We start from the raw sequence: 19764 nt of genomic DNA, 5'->3' as shown, positions 1-19764 counted from the left end.
TTTATGGAAAATGCCGGTGCAAGAAAAATATCAAAATGTGAACATCCAACATTAGTTTCTCAAATCCAGCTGAAACACGCTGCTGAAGAGCACCGCCACGCCTATTATTTAAAAAAGCAGATTGGGAAAATAAACCCTGAATTATGCAAAACCTATGAAAGCACAGAACTTCTGGCTCCTATCGCAACAAGCCAATATCTTCACTCATTAGATATTAAAGCCTGTCGTTATCTTCAGGAAGCTTTCCAACTTAATAAAACAGATATCAAATATGCTGCCTATCTTTTCGTAACCTATGCTATTGAGGTTCGGGCGGATGAACTTTACCCTGTTTATCAGCAGGCACTTACCGAAGCTTCTTCTAAAATTATGGTAAAATCTATTATCCTTGAAGAAGAAGGACATCTGGAAGAAATGATTCATCAGCTCAATGAATTCTCACCAGACTGGAAACACCATGCAGATCATATTCTGGACATAGAAAAAGAACTGCATAAAGAGTGGATTAATGCGATTACAGAAGAAGTAGCTCAATTAAATTATGCTTAGCAATACTTTACGTTTTCAGGAATCCCTTGATAAACGAAGAGACAAAGGAACCTTAAGAAGTTTAAGGCTTCTATCCGATGGAATTGATTTTTATTCCAATGATTATCTGGGGTTTGCAAAAAGTAAAGACCTTCAACAATTACTGCTGCAAAAGATTATGGATAACCCTCAACTGCTTTCGGGAAGCACAGGTTCAAGGTTAATTAGCGGAAACAGTGATATCGCAGTTTCCGTGGAAAATGAGATTGCGCAGAAACATCATTTTGAATCGGCATTGCTCTTCCCATCCGGATATAATGCCAACCTTGCTTTGTTTTCAACGCTTCCCAGCCGTCATGATGCCATTATTGTGGACGAACAAATTCATCGGTCAGTACATGATGGTTGCAAACTATCCAATGCTAAAAAACTGAAATTCAAACACAATGATATCGAAGATCTTGAAAATATTTTAAAAAGACAGAAAGGACATTGTTATATTGCGATAGAAAGTCTTTATTCGATGGAAGGAGATTTTGCTCCTGTTCAGGAAATCGCTGCCCTTGCCAGCAAATATAAATCTTCTTTGATTGTTGATGAAGCCCACGCCTTCGGCGTTTTTGGATATGGATTGATTGAAAAATTACAGTTACAGAACCATGTTTCAGCAGCTGTGGTGACCTATGGAAAAGCTCTCGGGGCTCATGGAGCAGCTATTCTCTGTAATGAAACAGTGAAATCTTACCTGATCAATTTTGCAAGTCCTTTCATTTATACCACATCAGCACAGGATTTCCAATGGATGAGCATCAAAACAGGATATGAATTTTTAGATCAAAATCATGAACTGGCTGAAAAACTTCAGAATAACATCAAAGTTTTCCGAAGCAGTAAATTACAGTCTCCATCGGCAGAAACAAGTCCAGTGCAGGCTATTCTAATTCCGGATAATCACAAACTGAAAGAATTACAGAACATTTTATCTGAAGAAGGATTTTTAACCTATGCTATATACAGTCCTACAGTAAAAGAAGGAAGCGAAAGGTTGAGAATATGCCTTCATAGCTTTAATACAGAAGAAGAAATTATGAAACTGACGGGAATTATTAAAGAGTTTATTTAAAGCAAAAAAGATTCAAAACCCGTAACACGAATCCCGAACCCCGAATCTCAAAACATGAAATTATTTATAACAGGAATAGGAACCGAAATAGGAAAAACAGTTTGCTCAGCCGTTTTGGTTCAGCATTTTAAAACAGAATACTGGAAACCGATACAATCAGGAGATCTGCACTATACAGACAGTCATAAAATTGAAGCATGGACAGATACCAACTTTTGTCATCCGGAAACTTACCGCTTACAACTGGCTGCATCACCACATCAGTCTGCAAGAGAAGAAAATATAACCATCAATCTGAATGATTTTCAACTCCCCAATACAGCAAATCCTCTGATTGTAGAAGGAGCAGGAGGGCTTATGGTACCCATATCAGATACTACTTTTATGATAGATCTTATTGAAGAATTAAACATTCCGACAGCATTGGTAGTCAGAAATTATTTAGGCTGCATCAATCATAGCCTGCTCTCAATTTTAGCTTTACAACAGAGAGGAATTAAGTTGGAATATTTAATTCTTAACGGAGATTTCCCCGAAGATACAGAAAGAGTGATCTGCAGTTTTATTGAAAAAGAAACAAAAATTATAAAGATTCCCGAAATCAACAGTACGGATAAGGAATCTATACAACATGCTGCAAAGCAATTAACAATAACAAAAATAGGATAATGGATACAAAAACAACATTGAGAAATAACTGGACTAAAGAAGAGATCGAGGAAATTTACCACCTTCCTCTGATGGAACTGATTTATAAAGCAGCCACAGTACACCGCGAATGGCATGATCCTTCCGAAGTACAGATTTCAACATTATTATCTATCAAAACCGGCGGATGTCCTGAAGACTGCTCCTATTGTGGGCAGGCAGCCCGTTATCACACGGATATCAAAGTACAGGCTTTATTACCTACAGAAACTGTAATTGCTCACGCCCAAAAAGCGAAAGATTCAGGATCTTCAAGATTCTGTATGGCAGCAGCATGGCGTGAAGTTCGTAATAACCGTGATTTTGACAGGGTGATTGATATGGTAAAAGGAGTCAATGATCTTGGCCTTGAAGTTTGCTGTACATTGGGAATGCTTACCGAAGAACAGGCGATCAGACTTCAGGAAGCCGGATTATATGCGTACAACCACAACCTTGATACTTCTGAACAGTATTATGAGGAGATCATCTCTACCAGAACTTTTGACAACAGGATCAATACGATCAACAATGTAAGGAAAGCAGGAATCACAGTATGTTCCGGAGGAATCATCGGACTTGGTGAAACGCATAGAGACAGAATTTCAATGCTTTTAACATTGGCAACAATGCCAAAACATCCGGAATCCGTTCCAATTAATGCATTAGCAAGGGTAGCGGGAACACCATTAGCGGATAATGAAAAAGTAGATACGTGGGAAATGGTAAGAATGATTGCCACAGCAAGAATCGTAATGCCATCTTCTATGGTGAGATTAAGCGCAGGACGTATAGAAATGACTGAAACAGAACAGGCATGGTGCTTTATGGCAGGAGCCAATTCCATTTTCACGGGAGAAAGAGAAACTTTACTGGTAACACCAAATCCGGGAGTTTCTGAAGATATGCAGATGCTGCAGACCTTAGGATTGAAACCTATGATGAAAAAAGAAACATGCTGCTAGTAAATTATAAACGATAAATAATGAGTGATGAGCTGGATTATTGGTATTATAGTGCTTATTATAAAACTGGTTTTTGAACTTTTATAAACTGCTCTATAAGTTGGAAAACGCAAAGGCGCAAAAGCTTAGTAAGCAATATTTTCTTGCGTCCTTAAATATCACACGCAATCTATAATAAAAACTTTGCGTCTTTGCGATCAATACAACATTTACGCCAACATATTCAACTAAATTATTGTTAAATCCATCTCCATCACTTATTACTTTTTAGATCAATATATGAATACATTAACCAAAGAAATCAGTCTGCAGGAGAGAGATAAAGCGGTGAACTGGCATCCGTACACGCAGATGAAAACAGCTGATGATGCCATTCCTATTGTAAAAGGAAAAGGAATTTATCTGTATGATACCGAAGGAAAAAAATATCTGGATGTCGTTTCATCATGGTGGGTAACATTGAACGGCCATTCTCATCCTTATATTGCACAACGTGTTTTTGAACAGTTGAATACACTGGAACAGGTGATTTTCGCAGGATTTACCCATGAGCCGGCAATACAGCTTTCAGAAAATTTACTGAGACTTCTGCCTGATAGCCAGGAAAAGGTCTTTTATTCGGATAACGGCTCTACCGCAGTAGAAGTTGCTTTGAAAATGTGTATTCAATATGCATACAATAAAGAGAATAAGAAAACAAAGATTTTAGCTTTTAAAAATGCGTATCACGGAGATACTTTCGGGGCTATGTCTGTAAGTGGAAAAAGCTTTTGGACAAGACCTTTTGAAAGCATGTTGTTTGAAGTTGTTTTTATAGATACACCCAATGCAGAAAATATAGAAAGCCTGCGGTTGCAGATTAAAGAACTTGCTGCTGAAGTAGCCTGCTTTATCTATGAGCCATTAGTTCAGGGTGCTGCCGGAATGCTGATGTATAAAGCAGAAGATCTTAGCCAGCTGATGAAATTCTGTAGAGAAGAAGGCGTTCTCATGATCCAGGATGAAGTTTTTACAGGGTTTGGAAGAACAGGTAAACTTTTCGCAGCAGATTATCTTACGGAAAAGCCGGATATTATGTGTTTTTCAAAAGGATTGACAGGAGGAACGATGCCTATGGGAATTACAACCTGCTCCAATGAAATTTATGAGGCTTTCCTTTCTGAAGACCGTTATAAAACCTTATTTCACGGGCATTCGTTTACAGCTAATCCTCTAGCCTGTACCGCGGCACTTGCCAGTATGGAATTACTATTGACAAATGAAACTCAAATGAATATTAACCGCATCACTCATCAACATTCAGAGTTTGTGAAAGTACTTGCTTTGCATCCTCATGTAGAAAAGGTTCGTCAGATCGGAACTATTTTAGCGTTCGATTTTAAAACCGGGAATGATACTTCTTATTTCAATGAAATAGGGAAGAAGCTTTACAATGAATTCTTACAGAGAGGAATTATTATGAGGCCGTTAGGAAATGTAATCTATCTGGTTCCTCCATATTGTATTACATCGGAAGAATTGGATTTTGTCTATCAGAATATTACGGAGGTACTGGATCAGTTTAGAGAATAAAAGATCCGGTCCGGTAATAATTATTTTTAATTTTTTAATATACCTTATAGGTTTCCAGGACCTATAAGGTTTTTATGTTGAATGCCAGTGCCGGTATTTTTTAAATATCCTGTTCTGATTTCTTCAAAATAGCAATCAATTCTTTTAATTCATCTTTATTGAATTCCAGCAAGTTCTGATTAAAATGATTGGATGGAATTTTGATATAATTCACCCATGAAGAAAGTTTTTCACGATAAACACTTCCGAATTCAATATTACTCATCGTTACAAACTTATATCTGGTTTCCTGGCCAGCCTTATCATTTTCTTTCTGTTCTACCATCTGAAGAGCCTGAATCAGTTTTCCCAATTCATTTTTGTCAATAGTAAGTGTCTTTTTGGAGATTTCACCAAAGGTTTCATATTCATACATAATTCCAAGAAAAGTATCCGATGAATTGTCAGAAATATCTTTCGTTACAATTTTTTGAATATTCAGGTTTTTAAATTTACCTAAATTGATGATTTTCTTTTCAATTAATGTTCCTTTTCTTGAATTGACAGTTAGGCCGCGGGATGTTGTGTTGGATCTTTGAATCGTTGGTGGTGGCACTATCTGTGCAGTTACCCATGTGCCTATTGCGCAGGAGATCAAAATAATGATTCTTTTCATTTGTAAAAATTGTTATTAGTTTTTTTTCAACAATATATAAAATATTTAAAAATAATTTTATCCCAATTCATTTCCCCATAAATGAAGTTCGGAAAGAATAGGTCCCAGTTTTTGTCCTTTCTCTGTTAATTTATAATAGACTTCCGGTGGGAAATTATAAACTTCAATCCTTTCAATAATAAGGTCTTCTTCCAACTGTTTCAGCTGTTCTGCCAATACTTTCTTGGAAACCCGGGGCATATTCCGCCAAAGTTCTACAAAACGTACCCGATCTTCTTCAAAAAGATTGTGCAGGATCAGAGGCTTCCATTTCCCTGAAAGAATATTCAGGCTTCTTCTTAATCCACAGTTTTTAAATTCTTCGAAATTCATAACACAGTTGAATATTTGTGGTTAACCTTTTGGTAACCTTCGATTGTTTTACCCTCATCGGGTAATAGCTTTGTTCTACAAACATACTCAAAATGAAATTACAATTATGGCGCAATGCAACATTGCTATTAAATATTGATGGAATTTCCGTCCTTGTAGATCCTATGCTGGGTGAAAAAGACTCTATGGGGAAAATGCCTATGACGGACAGTGAATTACTGAACCCACTTACAGATCTGCCTTTTAATAAAGAAGAATTAAATAAAAGATTAAAAGAAATTGATGCTGTTGTCGTCACCCATCTTCATCCTGATCATTGGGATCCTGCAGCCGTCGGACTTCTTGATAAAAATATTCCGATCATCTGTTCGGATATTATTGCAGACCACATTGCTGCACAGGGATTTACCAATATTATTGCTGTGAATAATAAGATTCAGTGGAAAAATATTGAGATATCTGCCACGAAAGGACAACATGGAACCGGAGAAATAGGAGAAAAAATGGGTATCGTAAATGGTTTTGTTTTTAAAAAAGAAAATGAATCCGTTTACATAGCAGGAGACACGATTTGGTATGATGAAATTGCATCAGAAATTGACAAACACCAACCACAGCACATTATTGTTGCCGGAGGAGCCGCCACTTTCTCTGTGGGAGATCCTATTATTATGACCAGTGAAGACATTGTAAAGGTCTGTGAATATGCACCGGATTCTACTGTTTGGGTAACCCATCTGGAAGCGGTAAGCCATTGCAGAGAAGACCGGAAATTTATTCAGGGAAAAATAACAGAAAAAGGACTCGAAAATCAATGTTTCATATTGAAAGACGGAGAAGAGGCGAGTTTGAAATAGATGTGAATAAATAACAGGAGTTATGGCTTATTTTTTGAATATTTCCTGATAAATAATTTATATGCTGTCAGTTTTTCTCTTAAATCTTGATTGGAAAGAATTATTATTGGGACACGAAGAATGGTCTTTTCTCTTGGAGATCATTCTTCGTACCATGATTATGTTCATTGCCATCATCATCGGACTTAGAATTTTAGGAAAAAGAGGGGTAAAACAACTCTCAATCTTTGAATTGGTAGTCATTATTGGCCTGGGATCGGCAGCAGGAGATCCTATGTTTAATAAAGATGTTGGAATTATTTCGTCCCTTATTGTTTTTATTGTTATTATTCTTCTATATTCTATTGTGACGCATTTTATCGGAAAAAGTAAAAGTTTTGAAAATCTGGTGGAAGGAAAATCCATCTGCCTGGTAGAAAATGGAGAATTCTCCATTAAAAACTTTCAAAAAGAAAACCTTGGGAGTGACGAATTCTTTGCAGAGCTGAGACTAAAGGGAATTTCGCAACTTGGCCAAATTGAAATGGCTATAGAAGAAATATCAGGAGAAATCAGTGTATTTTTTTTAGAAGATGAATTTGTAAGGTATGGACTTCCTATTATGCCAGGCTCATTACATAATCCGTTACGATATATTCGTGAGGAAAGACATTACTCTTGTATATTCTGTGGGTATACTGAACATAAAAGAGAGGGTAATGCCGGACGCTGCCCGAAATGCCAAAAGGAAGAATGGGTAGCATCCAGCAATAAAAGACGTGTCACCTGACCTTTGACTATCCTAATCCTCAACATATTTATTTCTCGCTGCTTTCAATCCAAAATACAGCATCAGTATTACCGCACAGCTTAACAAATAGAATGAACTGTTCCAGGAAGTATCCCAATCATGAAGTTTTCCAAACAACGGAGGCCCGAACGCTGCAATCAGATATCCTACAGACTGAGCCATTCCTGATATCTTAACGGCATTGATACTGCTTTTCGTTCTTGTAGAAAAGAAAAGAATTGACAAACTGAAAGATAATCCATTAGAAATACCAATTATCACCGCATTCCCATAAATCCACTGAGATTTCAGGAAGACAAACATCAGAGTACTTCCGAACATCAGGGTACATATAAAAAGGATCATAAGTCTTTGGTCTTTCATTTTACTGGCAATAATCGGACAGCAAAACGTCACAGGAATCATGGTAATCTGAATTACAAAAAACACCCAGCCGGAGCTTTCTCCCTGCATATGAAAATCCGCAAGAAATGAAGGAAGCCATGCTACCAGGCAATAATAAAATAAAGACTGCAGTCCCATAAAAATACTGATATTCCATGCCTGGGAAGATTTGAACATATTAAAATCTGAGGTACTGAGCGCTGTTTTAGGTGGAGCCGGATTTCTTTTGTTAAATATAAATTCCAATGATAAAACAAGGAAACCCAATGCGGCAATCACCAGCCATATTCCCAGAGAGCCTTTCCATCCAAAACCTGTCAGTTCTCCTATTTTCACGCTGAATCCTGAAGCTAAAGCTGCTGTAAGATTCATAGATACCGCAAAAATTCCTGTCATAAGACCAATCTGCTTTGGAAAATTATTTTTAACGTATCCGGGAGTAACCACATTTCCAATGCATATTCCCAAACCAATGAAGATAGAACCCAAAAACAAAAGCCATAGAGATCCGGTGATTCGCAAGAATAATCCAAAACTTAGAATAATCAGAGAATACATAAGCAGTTTACTTATTCCAAACTTATTGGAAAATCTGCTCACCAGTACAGAACAGGCGGCAAACATAAACAGGGGAATAGAAGTAAGCAGACTCACCTGAAAATTATCCAGTTTCAAAGCCTCCCTTACTTCTCCAAGTACAGGAGCAACCGCCACAATCGGTGAACGGAGATTGCTGGAAATAAGTATAACTACCAGAACATTAATAATTAATAAAACATACGAAGCATTCTTTTTTACTTCATTCTTCATCATAATAAAAACTTTTGTACAAAATTAGCACAGTAATTTTGTTTAATTTTGCCAAAGTTTTAACCTAAAACGACATGAATGCTAATGACAGTATAAAAATAGATGAACTGAAAAAGCCTTATTTTGTATGGTTTGAAGAAAACTGGGTGCATGATAATGTTCTGCATCACCATCAGAAAGGGCAGCTCGTGTATGTAGAGAGTGGTTTCCAGTATATTACTATCGAAGAAAAAATCTATCTCCTCCCTCAAAATCATGCCGTATGGATCCCACCAAATGCAGTCCATAAAACCAATTCCCATTCTGAAAAGATCAAACTGATGATCATGTTTGCGGAGATCAGTATCCAAGAATCTTTTTATCAAGAAGTGAAGGTATTTTCTGTTCCTCCGGTTTTAAAGGAAATGATAAAATATGCAGAGAAATGGTCTAAGCTGATGACTCCGGATCATCATGAAAGCCTGTTTCTGAAAGCATTGTTCAACGAACTTCCACGGTTTGTAGAACATTCACTGACTCTTCATATCAGTCTTCCTAAAGATAAACGCCTTGCTAAAGTCATAGAACATCTCCACAGTCATTACCGAAATGAGATCAAAATGGAAGACCTGAGTGATAAAGCGCTTTTATCTTTCCGTACTCTGGAGCGTATTTTCAAAAAAGAAACAGGTCTTACTTTAAGCAAATATCAGCAAATGCTTCGTATCATCAAGAGTCTGGAATATTTGAGTTCCGGAAATCTTACCATTTCAGAAACAGCTTATGAAGTAGGGTACAAGAGTGTTCAGGCTTATACCAGAAGTTTTTATTCTGTGATGAAATTCAGGCCAACTGATTTTATTAAAACCATTCAATAGTTTTTTTAATCTTTATAAAAACAGTTTGAAATTATTAAAAAAGGGGAGTTATTAACATTATAAAACTTCGTACATTCCTTTAAAGAAAAGCCATCAACCGAATTAAATAAGAAAATATTTCACATTTCGCCCGTTTTTCCACTTCATTAGTCAATATTCAATTATGATATTATTGAAAATAAAAAGGTCTCCACGGATGGAGACCTTAAAAAAACACAAATGATGAAAAAAAATTATTTCGATTCACAAATATAAACAAAAATCATGTTATGCAAAACAGTATAAGTTTATTTTTTTTAAAAATTATTGATTTTTCCTAAAAGTAATTATTTCCTAAATCTTCCTTGTTTTCTTTGAGATTCCGAAATAAGCAATGTAAAAACCTCTCCTGATAAATATAATTCGCCATTTGAAGAATTGTACGCATGTTTTTTAAGCAGAATAAAGAAATCTCAAAAAGTGAATTATTATCAGAATACGACTTTATAAAGATAATAATTAAACACACGCTTAACTCTTTTGTGATCCTACTCATAAATTCTGAAAGTTTTTTGTACTACATTGGATAAAAACCTGTCATATGAGTCCAAAGATATTTAAAGGAGTTCCTGCACAAAAGTTCGGTGGCTTCCATGATACGGAAAGCAGAAAAGTATTTGACCAGGATCTGATTCCGGAAAAGTTTAACCTATTAAAAGAAAGATTCTTTTCAGTTAATAATTGGGAAAATTATACCGGAAAAGCTTTCGCTGCATTTAAATTATATGATTTTAATGGGAATCCTGCAGACCGAGAACCTCAAAAAGGAGATTTTATCAGGATTGATATTCCTGGTCCGGGAGAACCTGAGGCTAAAGGGTATGATTGGGTAAAAATAACAGATATCTGCTTCTATCAGGACAGTTTTTCTGAAAGTATATCAATCACATGCAGACCTTCGATAAATCCTCAAAATAAAAAAAGTCGTCATATTGCCCATTTTTATAGTTCTGCAGCCAGCTCAACTTTTATGATATCCCGCAATATAGCTTATTTAAAAGCAGCCGTATACGGACGAAATGAAAGACCCAACTGGAACGCAAAGCTTCCGGATGTCATCAGAAATCTTGCTACTGCTTTAGGCGGAATGCTGGGAATTGCAAAAATACAGTGGAAACAACTTACGGATAGTTTTCTGGATTTTGATTAATGCCATTCTTCCTTTTTTGATCTAAGTCAAAGTTTTTTATCTGTTGTACCGGGACCTTTGCACCCGAATATTTTAAACAAAATTTATGAGTACAACATTAGAAAAAGGACAGACTATTAATTTCTATCAGGCAACGGCTCCTATTATCATTTCGGTATTTGCAGTTTACCTTACCATAGGAATTGCGTTGGGAGTACTTCCCAGGTTTGTTCAGAACACGTTGGGTTTTGACAGCATTATTGTAGGACTTGTGATTGGTCTGCAATCATTGTCAACACTTTTAACCCGTGCCTATTCCGGAAAAATCACAGATACCAGAGGTGCTAAGAAAAGTAAAATGTCCGGCGTAATACTGGCTGTTATTGCAGGAATTGCTTATGTCCTGGCAGTATTATTTCAGACTCAACCGATTCTGGCACTTGCTTTTCTCTTATTGGCAAGAATTATTCATGGGATTGGTGAAAGTTTTCTCGTTACAGGAGCATTAACGTGGGGAATAGGTCTTGCAGGACATTCCAGTTCGGGAAAAGTAATGACCTGGAATGGTATTGCCATGTATGCGGGAATTGCAATCGGAGCTCCCATCAGTATCTGGTTAAGTAAAGAATACAATATTTTTCCTGCTTTTCTTCTTATTGCCTTACTTCCGCTGGTAAGTTGGCTTTCCACAGCAAAACTTCCTTCTATTCCCGTAGATAAAGATCATATAAGAATGCCTTTCTACAAAGTAATTGGTACCATATCGGGTCAGGGTCTGAGCCTTGCTTTTTCATCAATGGCTTTTGGATGTATTGCTTCTTTTATTGCCTTGTTTTTCTCTCAAAAAAATTGGGGTGATGCTTCTCTTGCCTTTATGATCTTCGGAGCATGTTATGTGCTGACCAGAATTTTATTTGCTTCTTTTCCGGATAAATACGGAGGATTTACAATAGCCTTGATCTCTCTGATTATCGAAGTAGCAGGACAAATGCTGATCTGGACCTCTGCCTCCAAAACATTGGCTATTATCGGATGTGGATTGACGGGAGTAGGATTTTCATTGGTCTTTCCTGCATTGGGAGTTCTTGCCATTCAACAAGTAAAGCCCCAGATGAGAGGAACAGCACTAGGAGCCTATGTCGCATTTGTTGACCTTTCATTAGGATTGGCAGGTCCTATAGCAGGATTAATTGCCGGCTGGTTTGATTATCAGACTGTATACCTGTTCGGAGGAATCAGCTGTGTCATTGCAATGATTATTTTACTATTTAACAAAAAATAAAAATGGAATATTCCCTAATATCTCAAGTAAAAGAAACGAAAAAAATACGTTCTGTATTTACCGTTAAAAAGAAACTCTTTATTACACCGCATTTAATCCGTGTCATATTTAATATTGATAAAAAACAGACTGAACTATTGGCTAACGTTAAGTCAGGATCTAATAATAAAATATTTATACCCGCTGAAGAAGAAAACATAGCTCTCATCAGAACGTATACCAACAGAAAAATTGACCTTGAAGAAAAGGAACTGAGCATTGATTTTGTAGCTCATGGTGATAACGGTCCGGCTTCTGCATGGGCATTGAAGGCCAATCCAGGTGATGTATTGGAAATAGGAATGAAAGAAAGCACAAAACCTTTAATTCCGGATGCTGATTTTTATCTGATGGCAGGAGACGCAACGGCTCTGCCTGTGACTTGTGCCATCGCAGAACAGTTTCCTTCCTACGTAAGAGCAAAAATAATATTGGAAGTGGCAGGTAAAGAGGACGAACTGATCTTATGTTCGGCAGCAGATTTATCTGTAGAATGGCTGCACAATCCTCATCCTGAGCAGGGAAGCATGCTTGCCGAAGTGGTGAAATCTGTTCAGTTTCCATCAGGTGTATTGAAAGAATATGTTTACATCGCTGCAGAATATACTACTGTACATGAGCTTCGCACCTATTTTAAAACAAACCTGAAATGGGACACCCAAGCCCTATACGCCTGTTCCTATTGGAGAGCAGGGCAACCGGAAGGAAAAACTTCTGAAAGCACTTAAGAAGCAGGAACAGCAATAAGTTTTTAACATATTTATTGCTACATTTGCGGTGACTGATTTAAATAAATGGAAGACGTATTAGTTTCATATATTAAAAGCAAAATATCAATAACAGATGAAGAATTGAAAGTTATTCTTTCTTATTTCAAACCTGTCAAATTAAAAAAGAACGAGCTTCTCGTTACCAATGTTCATTCTCCCAAAAAAACATTCTTTGTTGTAAAAGGCTGTTTACGGATATTTTACATTAATAAGGAAGGGCAGGATTCTACAAGATATTTTGCTTTTGAAAATCAGTTCGCTACAGCGCTTCATACCTTTATTACTTCGGAACCTTCTGATGAACTTCTTCAGGCAGTAGAAGATTCAGAGGTCTATTATATTACCCATCAGGATTTTTATCATTTATTGGACATTATTCCTCAATGGGAAAAATTTTACAGAATTTATATTGAAATTGCCTGTATTGCCAACACTAAAAGGCTGATGTCTTTTATGGTGCAGGATGCTCTTGAAAAATACAAACAGTTACTGGAAGAAAATCCGATTATTGTACGCCGGCTTTCCAACAAACTGGTGGCTTCCTATCTTAATATCTCACAGGAGACACTGAGCAGACTAAAGTCAAGGCTTTGATTTTTTGTTTGATAAACCTAACATTTTTACGAAGAGTTATTAATTATTTAAACTGCTTTTAAACTGGCTAAAATTCTCAAAAAATTAATACTAAAGCCCATTCAGAAAAAATTTAAGCCCTATATTTGCACTCATGTTAAAATGGTTCTCCATATTATGTTCAATGATGTATGTGCTGGCTACCACCAATGCGGGGGAAGTACTGAAAGTGCCTATGTTTGTGGAACATTTCATGGAATACCATGGAAGCTTTTCAGAATTTGTAATGGAGCACTATGATAACCACAAAGAGGATTCAGACTGGGATACCGATCAGAAACTGCCTTTTATCAATCCTCCTATCGTACTTACCGTACACGCACAGCTTCCGGAGCTTTCATTCGAAATAAAAAAACCTAAGGAAATTACTGTTTCAAAGAAAAGCAGTATTTACAAGGAAAAAGACTTTTCCAACCAATACCTTTCTCAGATTTTCCAGCCACCGCGGCTTTCTTAATCAACTTCACATTGAAAATTAATGCTTTATGTTCTTACCTAAAGCAGTGAATTTTTGTTACATATCAATTAATTCGTAATGCATTGTATTGATGCTTAAGCCTTAACCAAAGAAGTTACAAATGCATGTTTTGATACTTTAAGTTTTGGGAGCATTTCAGCTTTTATAAAGCATTCCGGATTACCATTAATCTTTTTTCCATGTTAAATAAAATTATTGAGTTTTCTGTAAAGAATAAACTCATCATTGCTCTGTTTACTGTGGCTCTCATCCTCTTTGGAGTCTATGAAACCACTAAACTTCCTATTGATGCCCAGCCGGACATCACCAATAATCAGGTTCAGATCATTACTACTGCTCCTTCATATGGTGCAGCAGATATAGAACGTCTTGTTACGTTTCCTATCGAACAGGCTACCAGCAATATCAGCGGAATTACAGAGCTGAGAAGTTTCTCCCGTTTCGGACTTTCATTAGTGACGGTAGTTTTTGATGATAAGACGGATGTGTATTGGGCGCGTCAACAGGTTCAGGAACGGCTGCAGCTTGTTCAGGACAATATACCGACAGGAATCGGTAAGCCGGAATTAGGGCCTATTTCAACAGGGTTGGGAGAGATTTTCCAATATGTGGTAAGAGCCAAAAAAGGATACGAAAATGTATATGACGAAACAGAACTGAGAACCATTCAGGATTGGGTGGTCAGAAGACAGCTTTTGGGAACAAAAGGTGTGGCAGATGTAAGCAGTTTCGGAGGAAAACTGAAACAGTATGAAATTGCCATTAATCCTAATAAATTACAGGCATTTAACATCAACATCAATGATGTTTTTGCAGCACTGGAAAAGAATAACCAGAATACCGGAGGTGCATATATTGAAAAGAAAGAAACCGTTCTGTTTATCCGCAGCGAAGGACTACTGGGAAGTACAGAAGATATTGGAAGCATTCAGGTAGCGGAAACTAAAGAAGGAATTCCCGTGCATATTAAAGATGTAGCGTCTGTCAAGATCGGTTATGCGACAAGGTATGGTGCTATGACCTATAATGACACCGGAGAAGTATCCGGAGCAATTGTTCTGATGCTGAAAGGAGAAAATGCCAATGTCGTTATCGGAAATATTAAACAAAGACTGGAGAAAATCCAGGAATCATTACCGGAAGGAGTGGTGATTGAGCCTTTCCTTGATCGCGCTAAAATGGTGAACAATACCATCAGTACTGTAAAAACAAACCTGATGGAAGGGGCTTTGATCGTTGTTTTCATTCTGGTATTATTTTTAGGAAATTTCAGAGCAGGATTACTAGTGGCTTCCGTTATTCCTTTGGCCATGCTTTTCGCCATTATCATGATGAATATTTTCGGGGTTGGAGGAAATCTGATGAGTCTTGGAGCGCTGGATTTCGGTCTTATTGTAGATGGTGCTGTCATTATTGTGGAAGCCGTGCTGCATCAGCTTGCTCATAAAAAGTACTTTGGGAAAGACAATATGCTCACAAAAAAAGAAATGGATGATCAGGTTTCAGGCTCTGCGACCAAAATGGTTAACAGTGCAGTTTTCGGACAGATTATTATCTTAATTGTATATCTTCCGATTTTTACCCTGCAGGGAATTGAAGGAAAAATGTTTAAGCCTATGGCTCAAACTGTTGCCTTTGCCCTGATCGGAGCATTTATTCTTTCCCTGACTTATATTCCGATGATGAGTTCTCTGGTATTAAGCAGAAAGAAAAAAGAAAAAGAGAACATCTCGGACCGCGTCATGGGTAAAGTGGAAACCGGACATCAGCGATTACTGATGAAAGCTCTTAAATTCAGAAAAACTATCATTATTGGTGTGCTAATCCTGTTTGCAGGTGCTGTTTTTATCCTTTCCAGAATGGGTGGAGAATTTATACCATCTTTGGAGGAAGGCGACTTTGCTGTCGAAATGAGAATTCTTCAGGGAAGTAATATCAATGAAACCAAGAAAGCCACTACACAGGCGGCGCATATTCTTTTAACACAGTTTCCTGAAGTAGAAAAAGTAGTCATGAAAATTGGAAGTGCAGAAATTCCCACGGAACCAATGGCAATGGATTCCGGAGATATGATCGTCGTTTTAAAGCCTAAAAAGGAATGGACCTCTGCAACGACATTTTCTGAGCTTTCTGACAAAATGAGCAAAGCTTTAAGCATTATTCCGGGGCTGACAACCAGTTTTCAATTTCCTGTACAGATGCGTTTCAATGAGCTGATGACCGGAGCAAGGCAGGATGTAGTCTGCAAGATTTATGGTGAAGACCTGGACAGCCTTGCCGCCTATGCAAAAAAGATGGGAAGCATCATCAACACCGTAAAAGGTGCTCAGGATCTATATATCGAACCAGTAGTAGGTGCTCCGCAGGTTGTGATTGATTATAACCGTTCGGAACTTTCCCGATACAATATTTCAGTGGCGGACATCAACAGGGTAATTAATATGGCTTTTGCAGGGCAGACCGCAGGTGCTTTGTATGAAGGCGAGAAAAAGTTTGATATCGTTGTCCGCATGGATAATGAACATAAAAAAGATATTACCAGCATTCAGAATCTTTTGGTTCCAACTTCTTCAGGAGAACAGATTCCTTTGTCACAATTGGCTAAAGTAGAGCTTAAAAACAGTCCGAACCAGATTCAGCGGGAAGATACTAAAAGAAGGATTATTGTAGGTTTTAATGTGAGAGGAAGAGATGTCCAGAGTATTGTTGAAGAACTTAAGCAAAAAGCAGATAAAAACCTGAAACTATCACCAGGATACACTGTTTCTTATGGAGGTGCTTTTGAAAACTTAAATGAAGCCAAAGCCAGACTGGGAATCGCAGTTCCTATTTCGTTAGTAATGATTTTCCTGCTCTTATTCTTTGCTTTCGGTTCTGTAAAACACAGCTTGTTAATCTATACTGCTATTCCATTATCTGCGATAGGAGGGGTGTATTTTCTGGCATTGAGAGGAATGCCTTTCAGCATCAGTGCAGGTGTAGGATTCATTGCATTATTTGGAGTTGCCGTACTTAATGGAATTGTTTTGATATCAGAATTTAACCGATTGAAAAAGAATGGAATAGCCAACACCAGCAGAATTGTACTCATAGGGACAAAAATCAGGCTTCGCCCGGTTCTAATGACTGCGTTTGTAGCTTCTCTGGGGTTTCTTCCCATGGCCATTAGCAACGGTGCAGGAGCAGAAGTACAGAGACCTCTGGCAACGGTGGTGATCGGAGGATTAATGCTTGCGACTCTTTTAACCTTGTTTGTCCTTCCAATTTTATACGTCCTCTTTGAACATATTAATAAAGATAAAATGAAATTCTCAAAAAAAACCAACTATAAAAAACTGTCTGTTTTCTTACTGATGATCTCCTTTGGAAGCTATCAGGCTCAGGAAAATATTACCTATGATCAGGCTTTGGAAAAAGCATACCAGCAGAATGGTACTCTTAAAAATTCAAAATTACTCTCAGATTATCAGGAAAAACTGAAAGCCAGTTATCTGGATATTCCCCAGACGGAAATTACCGGAGGATTTGGCCAGATTCAGGGCGAGGAAACGGATAATTCATTCGGAATCACTCAAAGATTCAGTTTTCCAACGGTGTATTCAAAAAGAAAACAAATGCTGGATGCCGAATGGTCTGCCAGTGTCATCAATCAGAATCTGACCAGGGCACAGCTTACCAAAGAAGTAACAAGTGTTTTCTACAGGATACTGGTGCTTCAGGAGAAGAAAAAAGTGCTGGAATACATCAGCCAGCTTTACAATAATTTTGCAGATAAAGCCGGATTAAGATTAAAAAAAGGGGAAGCCAATATTCTGGAGGAATCCACCGCTGAAATTCAGAAAGAACAGATAAAAGTACAACTGAATACCCTTGAAAATGATCTGAATATCGCAAAGCTTCAACTCCAATTATTGCTACAATCTACAACAACTTATCAACCTATTGCTGATCAGCCCAGGATGAATATTGGTCTACAGATTTCAGAAGAAATGGTACAACAGCACCCTGAGCTTCAATATCTGCAGCAGCAGATCAAAGTAGGAGAGGCAGAAGTACAGCTTGAAAAAAGCAGGCTGCTTCCGGATCTTCTTATAGGATACACCAATCAAAGTATGAAAAACATCAATAATAATCGGTTCAATTCGGTTCAGGTAGGAGTAGGAATTCCACTGTTCACCAAAGGACAGAGAGCTTTGGCAAAGGCAGCACAGGCAAAAATAGCCATCTCCGAAAATCAGTACCAGAGAAAAGAAATTGAACTTAAAAACAGATTGAAACAACAGTTAACTACCTATATGAACCAACAGCAGATCATTGAAAATTATGAACAAAAACAGCTTCCAAAATCCGAAACTATTCTAAAAACTGCTCAGAAACAGATGGAGGTAGGAGAAATAGATTATCTGGACTGGGTAATCCTGGTGAATCAGGCCGTAAAAACCAAAGCAGATTATATTGATCAGCTTGAAAAACTGAATCAGATCGGAGCTGAACTTCAATTCTTAATTTCAAAATAATATCAACATGCATTTCAAGAATATATCCCTATACAGCGTGGTTTTCATCCTTACTTTATCTTCATGTTCTGGAAAAAATGAGGAGGAAAAAGCGGTGTATGAAAACACGAAATTTTCTAAGAACGACAAAAACTCCGTTCATCTTACAGAAAAACAGATTCAGTCTGTAGGATTAACCACAACCAGTATTCAGAACAGGAATATGGAAAAACTGGTGAGATTAAACGGAAAGGCAGAAATTGCACCATCGCATATCAGTTTAGTTTCCAGTATTATGGGTGGACATATCAAAACGATCAATATCATTAATGGAAGTCATTTCAGCAAAGGACAAGTGCTTGCAGTAGTGGAAGACCCTCAGTTTATACAATTGCAGCAGGATTATCTGGTGACCAAAGCTCAGCTCGAAGCGGCAAGACTGAATTTCAACCGTCAGAAAGATTTGAATACAAGCAAAGCCAGCAGTGACAAAACCCTACAGACTGCTCAGGCAGATTATTCTACTTTGAATGCTACTTTAAAAGGACTTGAGGAAAAACTGAGAATCATCGGAATTAATGCCAAAGGTCTGACTACCGGAAATATCAGAAGTAAAATCAACATTTATGCTCCTTTTACAGGTTTTGTAAGTAAAATTCTTGTGAATAACGGGCAGTATATCAATCCGGCAGATACATTATTTGAGCTGATTAATCCAGCTGGATTACTTTTAGAATTAAAGGTTTTTGAAAATGATGTGAATGATGTAAAAGTGGGGCAGGAAATTCTCGTATATAACAATCAGAATCCGGATGTGAAATCCAATGCTAAAATTGTCAGCGTAGTTCCCAGTATTGAAAACGGAGGTTCTGCAACGGCAATTGCCAGATTATCTTATGTGAATACTGAATTTGTAAAAGGAATGTATGTGAATGCCGAAGTGAATATCAGCAGTCGTTATACAATGGGACTTCCTAACGAGGCTGTAGTGTCTTTTGAAAATAAAAATTATGTTTTTGAAGATCTTGGAAAATCCAATTACAAAATGATTCCAGTGGTCACCGGAATTGCTGACGATCAGTTTACGGAGATTGTAAAAGCAGATGCTTTAAAGGATAAGAAAATTGTACAGAAAGGAGCCTACAGCCTTCTGATGATGCTTAAAAACAAAGCAGAATAATTAAAGTGAAATCATAAAAGTCACAAAAGCTTTTGTGACTTTTGCGGTTAGAATAAAACAGACAAGAAGAAAAGATCAGTTATTCAGCTGATCTTTTTTTATTTTAAACAATTCAAAA

The 19764-nt window shown here is 37.3% G+C and carries 18 protein-coding genes; 15 read left to right on the top strand and 3 right to left on the bottom strand.

Annotated elements, in window-relative coordinates:
• The first annotated feature begins 3 nt into the window (after positions 1–3).
• From KBP46_RS03080 to bioA, 5 genes are all read left to right on the top strand, one after another.
• Entirely contained in the window at positions 4–549 is a 546-nt protein-coding gene (locus KBP46_RS03080; protein ID WP_253297173.1) for a hypothetical protein, read from the top strand.
• Complete coding sequence (locus KBP46_RS03075; RefSeq protein WP_216444595.1) at positions 542–1651, top strand: pyridoxal phosphate-dependent aminotransferase family protein; 1110 nt, start codon at positions 542–544, stop codon at positions 1649–1651. The genes KBP46_RS03080 and KBP46_RS03075 overlap by 8 nt, the downstream gene beginning before the upstream one ends.
• A 54-nt stretch (positions 1652–1705) precedes the next feature.
• A complete protein-coding gene (bioD, locus tag KBP46_RS03070; RefSeq protein ID WP_062669549.1) occupies positions 1706–2320 on the top strand; it encodes a dethiobiotin synthase in 615 nt (204 codons plus the stop codon).
• Positions 2320–3303 (top strand): biotin synthase BioB, encoded by a 984-nt coding sequence (bioB, locus tag KBP46_RS03065; RefSeq protein ID WP_062669547.1) that lies wholly within the window; start codon positions 2320–2322, stop codon positions 3301–3303. The genes bioD and bioB overlap by 1 nt, the downstream gene beginning before the upstream one ends.
• A 279-nt stretch (positions 3304–3582) precedes the next feature.
• Entirely contained in the window at positions 3583–4875 is a 1293-nt protein-coding gene (gene bioA, locus KBP46_RS03060) for an adenosylmethionine--8-amino-7-oxononanoate transaminase (RefSeq protein ID WP_216444594.1), read from the top strand.
• Between the two features lie 100 nt (positions 4876–4975).
• On the opposite strand, the gene KBP46_RS03055 is transcribed toward bioA, so the two are convergent.
• Both KBP46_RS03055 and KBP46_RS03050 read right to left on the bottom strand, forming a co-directional pair.
• A complete protein-coding gene (locus tag KBP46_RS03055) occupies positions 4976–5530 on the bottom strand; it encodes a hypothetical protein (protein ID WP_216444593.1) in 555 nt (184 codons plus the stop codon).
• Positions 5531–5587: 57 nt separating this feature from the next.
• Positions 5588–5902, bottom strand: a complete 315-nt coding sequence (locus KBP46_RS03050; protein WP_062669540.1) for a helix-turn-helix domain-containing protein — start codon at positions 5900–5902, stop codon at positions 5588–5590.
• A gap of 92 nt (positions 5903–5994) precedes the next feature.
• Here KBP46_RS03050 and KBP46_RS03045 point away from each other — a divergent pair, with 92 nt between their 5' ends.
• Both KBP46_RS03045 and KBP46_RS03040 read left to right on the top strand, forming a co-directional pair.
• Positions 5995–6759: an MBL fold metallo-hydrolase gene (locus KBP46_RS03045; protein WP_216444592.1), complete on the top strand. Its 765-nt coding sequence runs from the start codon at positions 5995–5997 to the stop codon at positions 6757–6759.
• A gap of 61 nt (positions 6760–6820) precedes the next feature.
• Positions 6821–7528 carry a DUF421 domain-containing protein gene (locus KBP46_RS03040; RefSeq protein ID WP_062669536.1) on the top strand — a complete coding sequence of 236 codons (708 nt, stop codon included), beginning with the start codon at positions 6821–6823 and terminating at the stop codon, positions 7526–7528.
• A gap of 12 nt (positions 7529–7540) precedes the next feature.
• Here the strand turns inward: KBP46_RS03040 and KBP46_RS03035 are convergent, their stop codons facing one another.
• A complete protein-coding gene (locus tag KBP46_RS03035) occupies positions 7541–8746 on the bottom strand; it encodes an MFS transporter (RefSeq protein ID WP_253297172.1) in 1206 nt (401 codons plus the stop codon).
• Positions 8747–8817: 71 nt separating this feature from the next.
• On the opposite strand from KBP46_RS03035, the gene KBP46_RS03030 reads away from it, so the two are divergent.
• The 8 genes from KBP46_RS03030 (at position 8818) to KBP46_RS02995 (ending at position 19646) form a co-directional block, all read left to right on the top strand.
• Complete coding sequence (locus tag KBP46_RS03030) at positions 8818–9600, top strand: AraC family transcriptional regulator (RefSeq protein ID WP_216444591.1); 783 nt, start codon at positions 8818–8820, stop codon at positions 9598–9600.
• A 580-nt stretch (positions 9601–10180) separates the two neighbouring features.
• Positions 10181–10789, top strand: coding sequence for a hypothetical protein (locus KBP46_RS03025; protein WP_062669530.1), 609 nt, complete (start codon positions 10181–10183; stop codon positions 10787–10789).
• A gap of 85 nt (positions 10790–10874) precedes the next feature.
• The gene (locus tag KBP46_RS03020) at positions 10875–12050 is read left to right on the top strand and encodes an MFS transporter (RefSeq protein WP_216444590.1); all 1176 of its coding nucleotides are present in this window, start codon (positions 10875–10877) and stop codon (positions 12048–12050) included.
• Positions 12051–12052: 2 nt separating this feature from the next.
• Entirely contained in the window at positions 12053–12817 is a 765-nt protein-coding gene (locus tag KBP46_RS03015) for a siderophore-interacting protein (protein ID WP_216444589.1), read from the top strand.
• A gap of 66 nt (positions 12818–12883) precedes the next feature.
• Positions 12884–13453: a Crp/Fnr family transcriptional regulator gene (locus KBP46_RS03010; protein ID WP_062669523.1), complete on the top strand. Its 570-nt coding sequence runs from the start codon at positions 12884–12886 to the stop codon at positions 13451–13453.
• Positions 13454–13586: 133 nt separating this feature from the next.
• Positions 13587–13949, top strand: coding sequence for a hypothetical protein (locus tag KBP46_RS03005; RefSeq protein WP_131797460.1), 363 nt, complete (start codon positions 13587–13589; stop codon positions 13947–13949).
• Between the two features lie 200 nt (positions 13950–14149).
• Positions 14150–18487 (top strand): CusA/CzcA family heavy metal efflux RND transporter, encoded by a 4338-nt coding sequence (locus tag KBP46_RS03000; protein ID WP_216444588.1) that lies wholly within the window; start codon positions 14150–14152, stop codon positions 18485–18487.
• A 7-nt stretch (positions 18488–18494) separates the two neighbouring features.
• A complete protein-coding gene (locus KBP46_RS02995) occupies positions 18495–19646 on the top strand; it encodes an efflux RND transporter periplasmic adaptor subunit (protein ID WP_216444587.1) in 1152 nt (383 codons plus the stop codon).
• The last annotated feature ends 118 nt before the right edge of the window (positions 19647–19764 follow it).

The organism is Chryseobacterium sp. PCH239, from assembly GCF_018924625.1.
GTDB classification, from domain to species: domain Bacteria; phylum Bacteroidota; class Bacteroidia; order Flavobacteriales; family Weeksellaceae; genus Chryseobacterium; species Chryseobacterium cucumeris.
The sequence above is the reverse complement of the archived record's forward strand: the minus strand, read 5'-3'. Positions and strand labels throughout refer to the sequence as shown.

Coding starts and splice junctions, on each gene's coding strand:
- KBP46_RS03080 (WP_253297173.1), top strand. CDS start 4: ATGGAAAATGCCGGTGCAAGAAAAATATCAAAATGTGAACATCCAACA.
- KBP46_RS03075 (WP_216444595.1), top strand. CDS start 542: ATGCTTAGCAATACTTTACGTTTTCAGGAATCCCTTGATAAACGAAGA.
- bioD (WP_062669549.1), top strand. CDS start 1,706: ATGAAATTATTTATAACAGGAATAGGAACCGAAATAGGAAAAACAGTT.
- bioB (WP_062669547.1), top strand. CDS start 2,320: ATGGATACAAAAACAACATTGAGAAATAACTGGACTAAAGAAGAGATC.
- bioA (WP_216444594.1), top strand. CDS start 3,583: ATGAATACATTAACCAAAGAAATCAGTCTGCAGGAGAGAGATAAAGCG.
- KBP46_RS03055 (WP_216444593.1), bottom strand. CDS start 5,530: ATGAAAAGAATCATTATTTTGATCTCCTGCGCAATAGGCACATGGGTA.
- KBP46_RS03050 (WP_062669540.1), bottom strand. CDS start 5,902: ATGAATTTCGAAGAATTTAAAAACTGTGGATTAAGAAGAAGCCTGAAT.
- KBP46_RS03045 (WP_216444592.1), top strand. CDS start 5,995: ATGAAATTACAATTATGGCGCAATGCAACATTGCTATTAAATATTGAT.
- KBP46_RS03040 (WP_062669536.1), top strand. CDS start 6,821: ATGCTGTCAGTTTTTCTCTTAAATCTTGATTGGAAAGAATTATTATTG.
- KBP46_RS03035 (WP_253297172.1), bottom strand. CDS start 8,746: ATGATGAAGAATGAAGTAAAAAAGAATGCTTCGTATGTTTTATTAATT.
- KBP46_RS03030 (WP_216444591.1), top strand. CDS start 8,818: ATGAATGCTAATGACAGTATAAAAATAGATGAACTGAAAAAGCCTTAT.
- KBP46_RS03025 (WP_062669530.1), top strand. CDS start 10,181: ATGAGTCCAAAGATATTTAAAGGAGTTCCTGCACAAAAGTTCGGTGGC.
- KBP46_RS03020 (WP_216444590.1), top strand. CDS start 10,875: ATGAGTACAACATTAGAAAAAGGACAGACTATTAATTTCTATCAGGCA.
- KBP46_RS03015 (WP_216444589.1), top strand. CDS start 12,053: ATGGAATATTCCCTAATATCTCAAGTAAAAGAAACGAAAAAAATACGT.
- KBP46_RS03010 (WP_062669523.1), top strand. CDS start 12,884: ATGGAAGACGTATTAGTTTCATATATTAAAAGCAAAATATCAATAACA.
- KBP46_RS03005 (WP_131797460.1), top strand. CDS start 13,587: ATGTTAAAATGGTTCTCCATATTATGTTCAATGATGTATGTGCTGGCT.
- KBP46_RS03000 (WP_216444588.1), top strand. CDS start 14,150: ATGTTAAATAAAATTATTGAGTTTTCTGTAAAGAATAAACTCATCATT.
- KBP46_RS02995 (WP_216444587.1), top strand. CDS start 18,495: ATGCATTTCAAGAATATATCCCTATACAGCGTGGTTTTCATCCTTACT.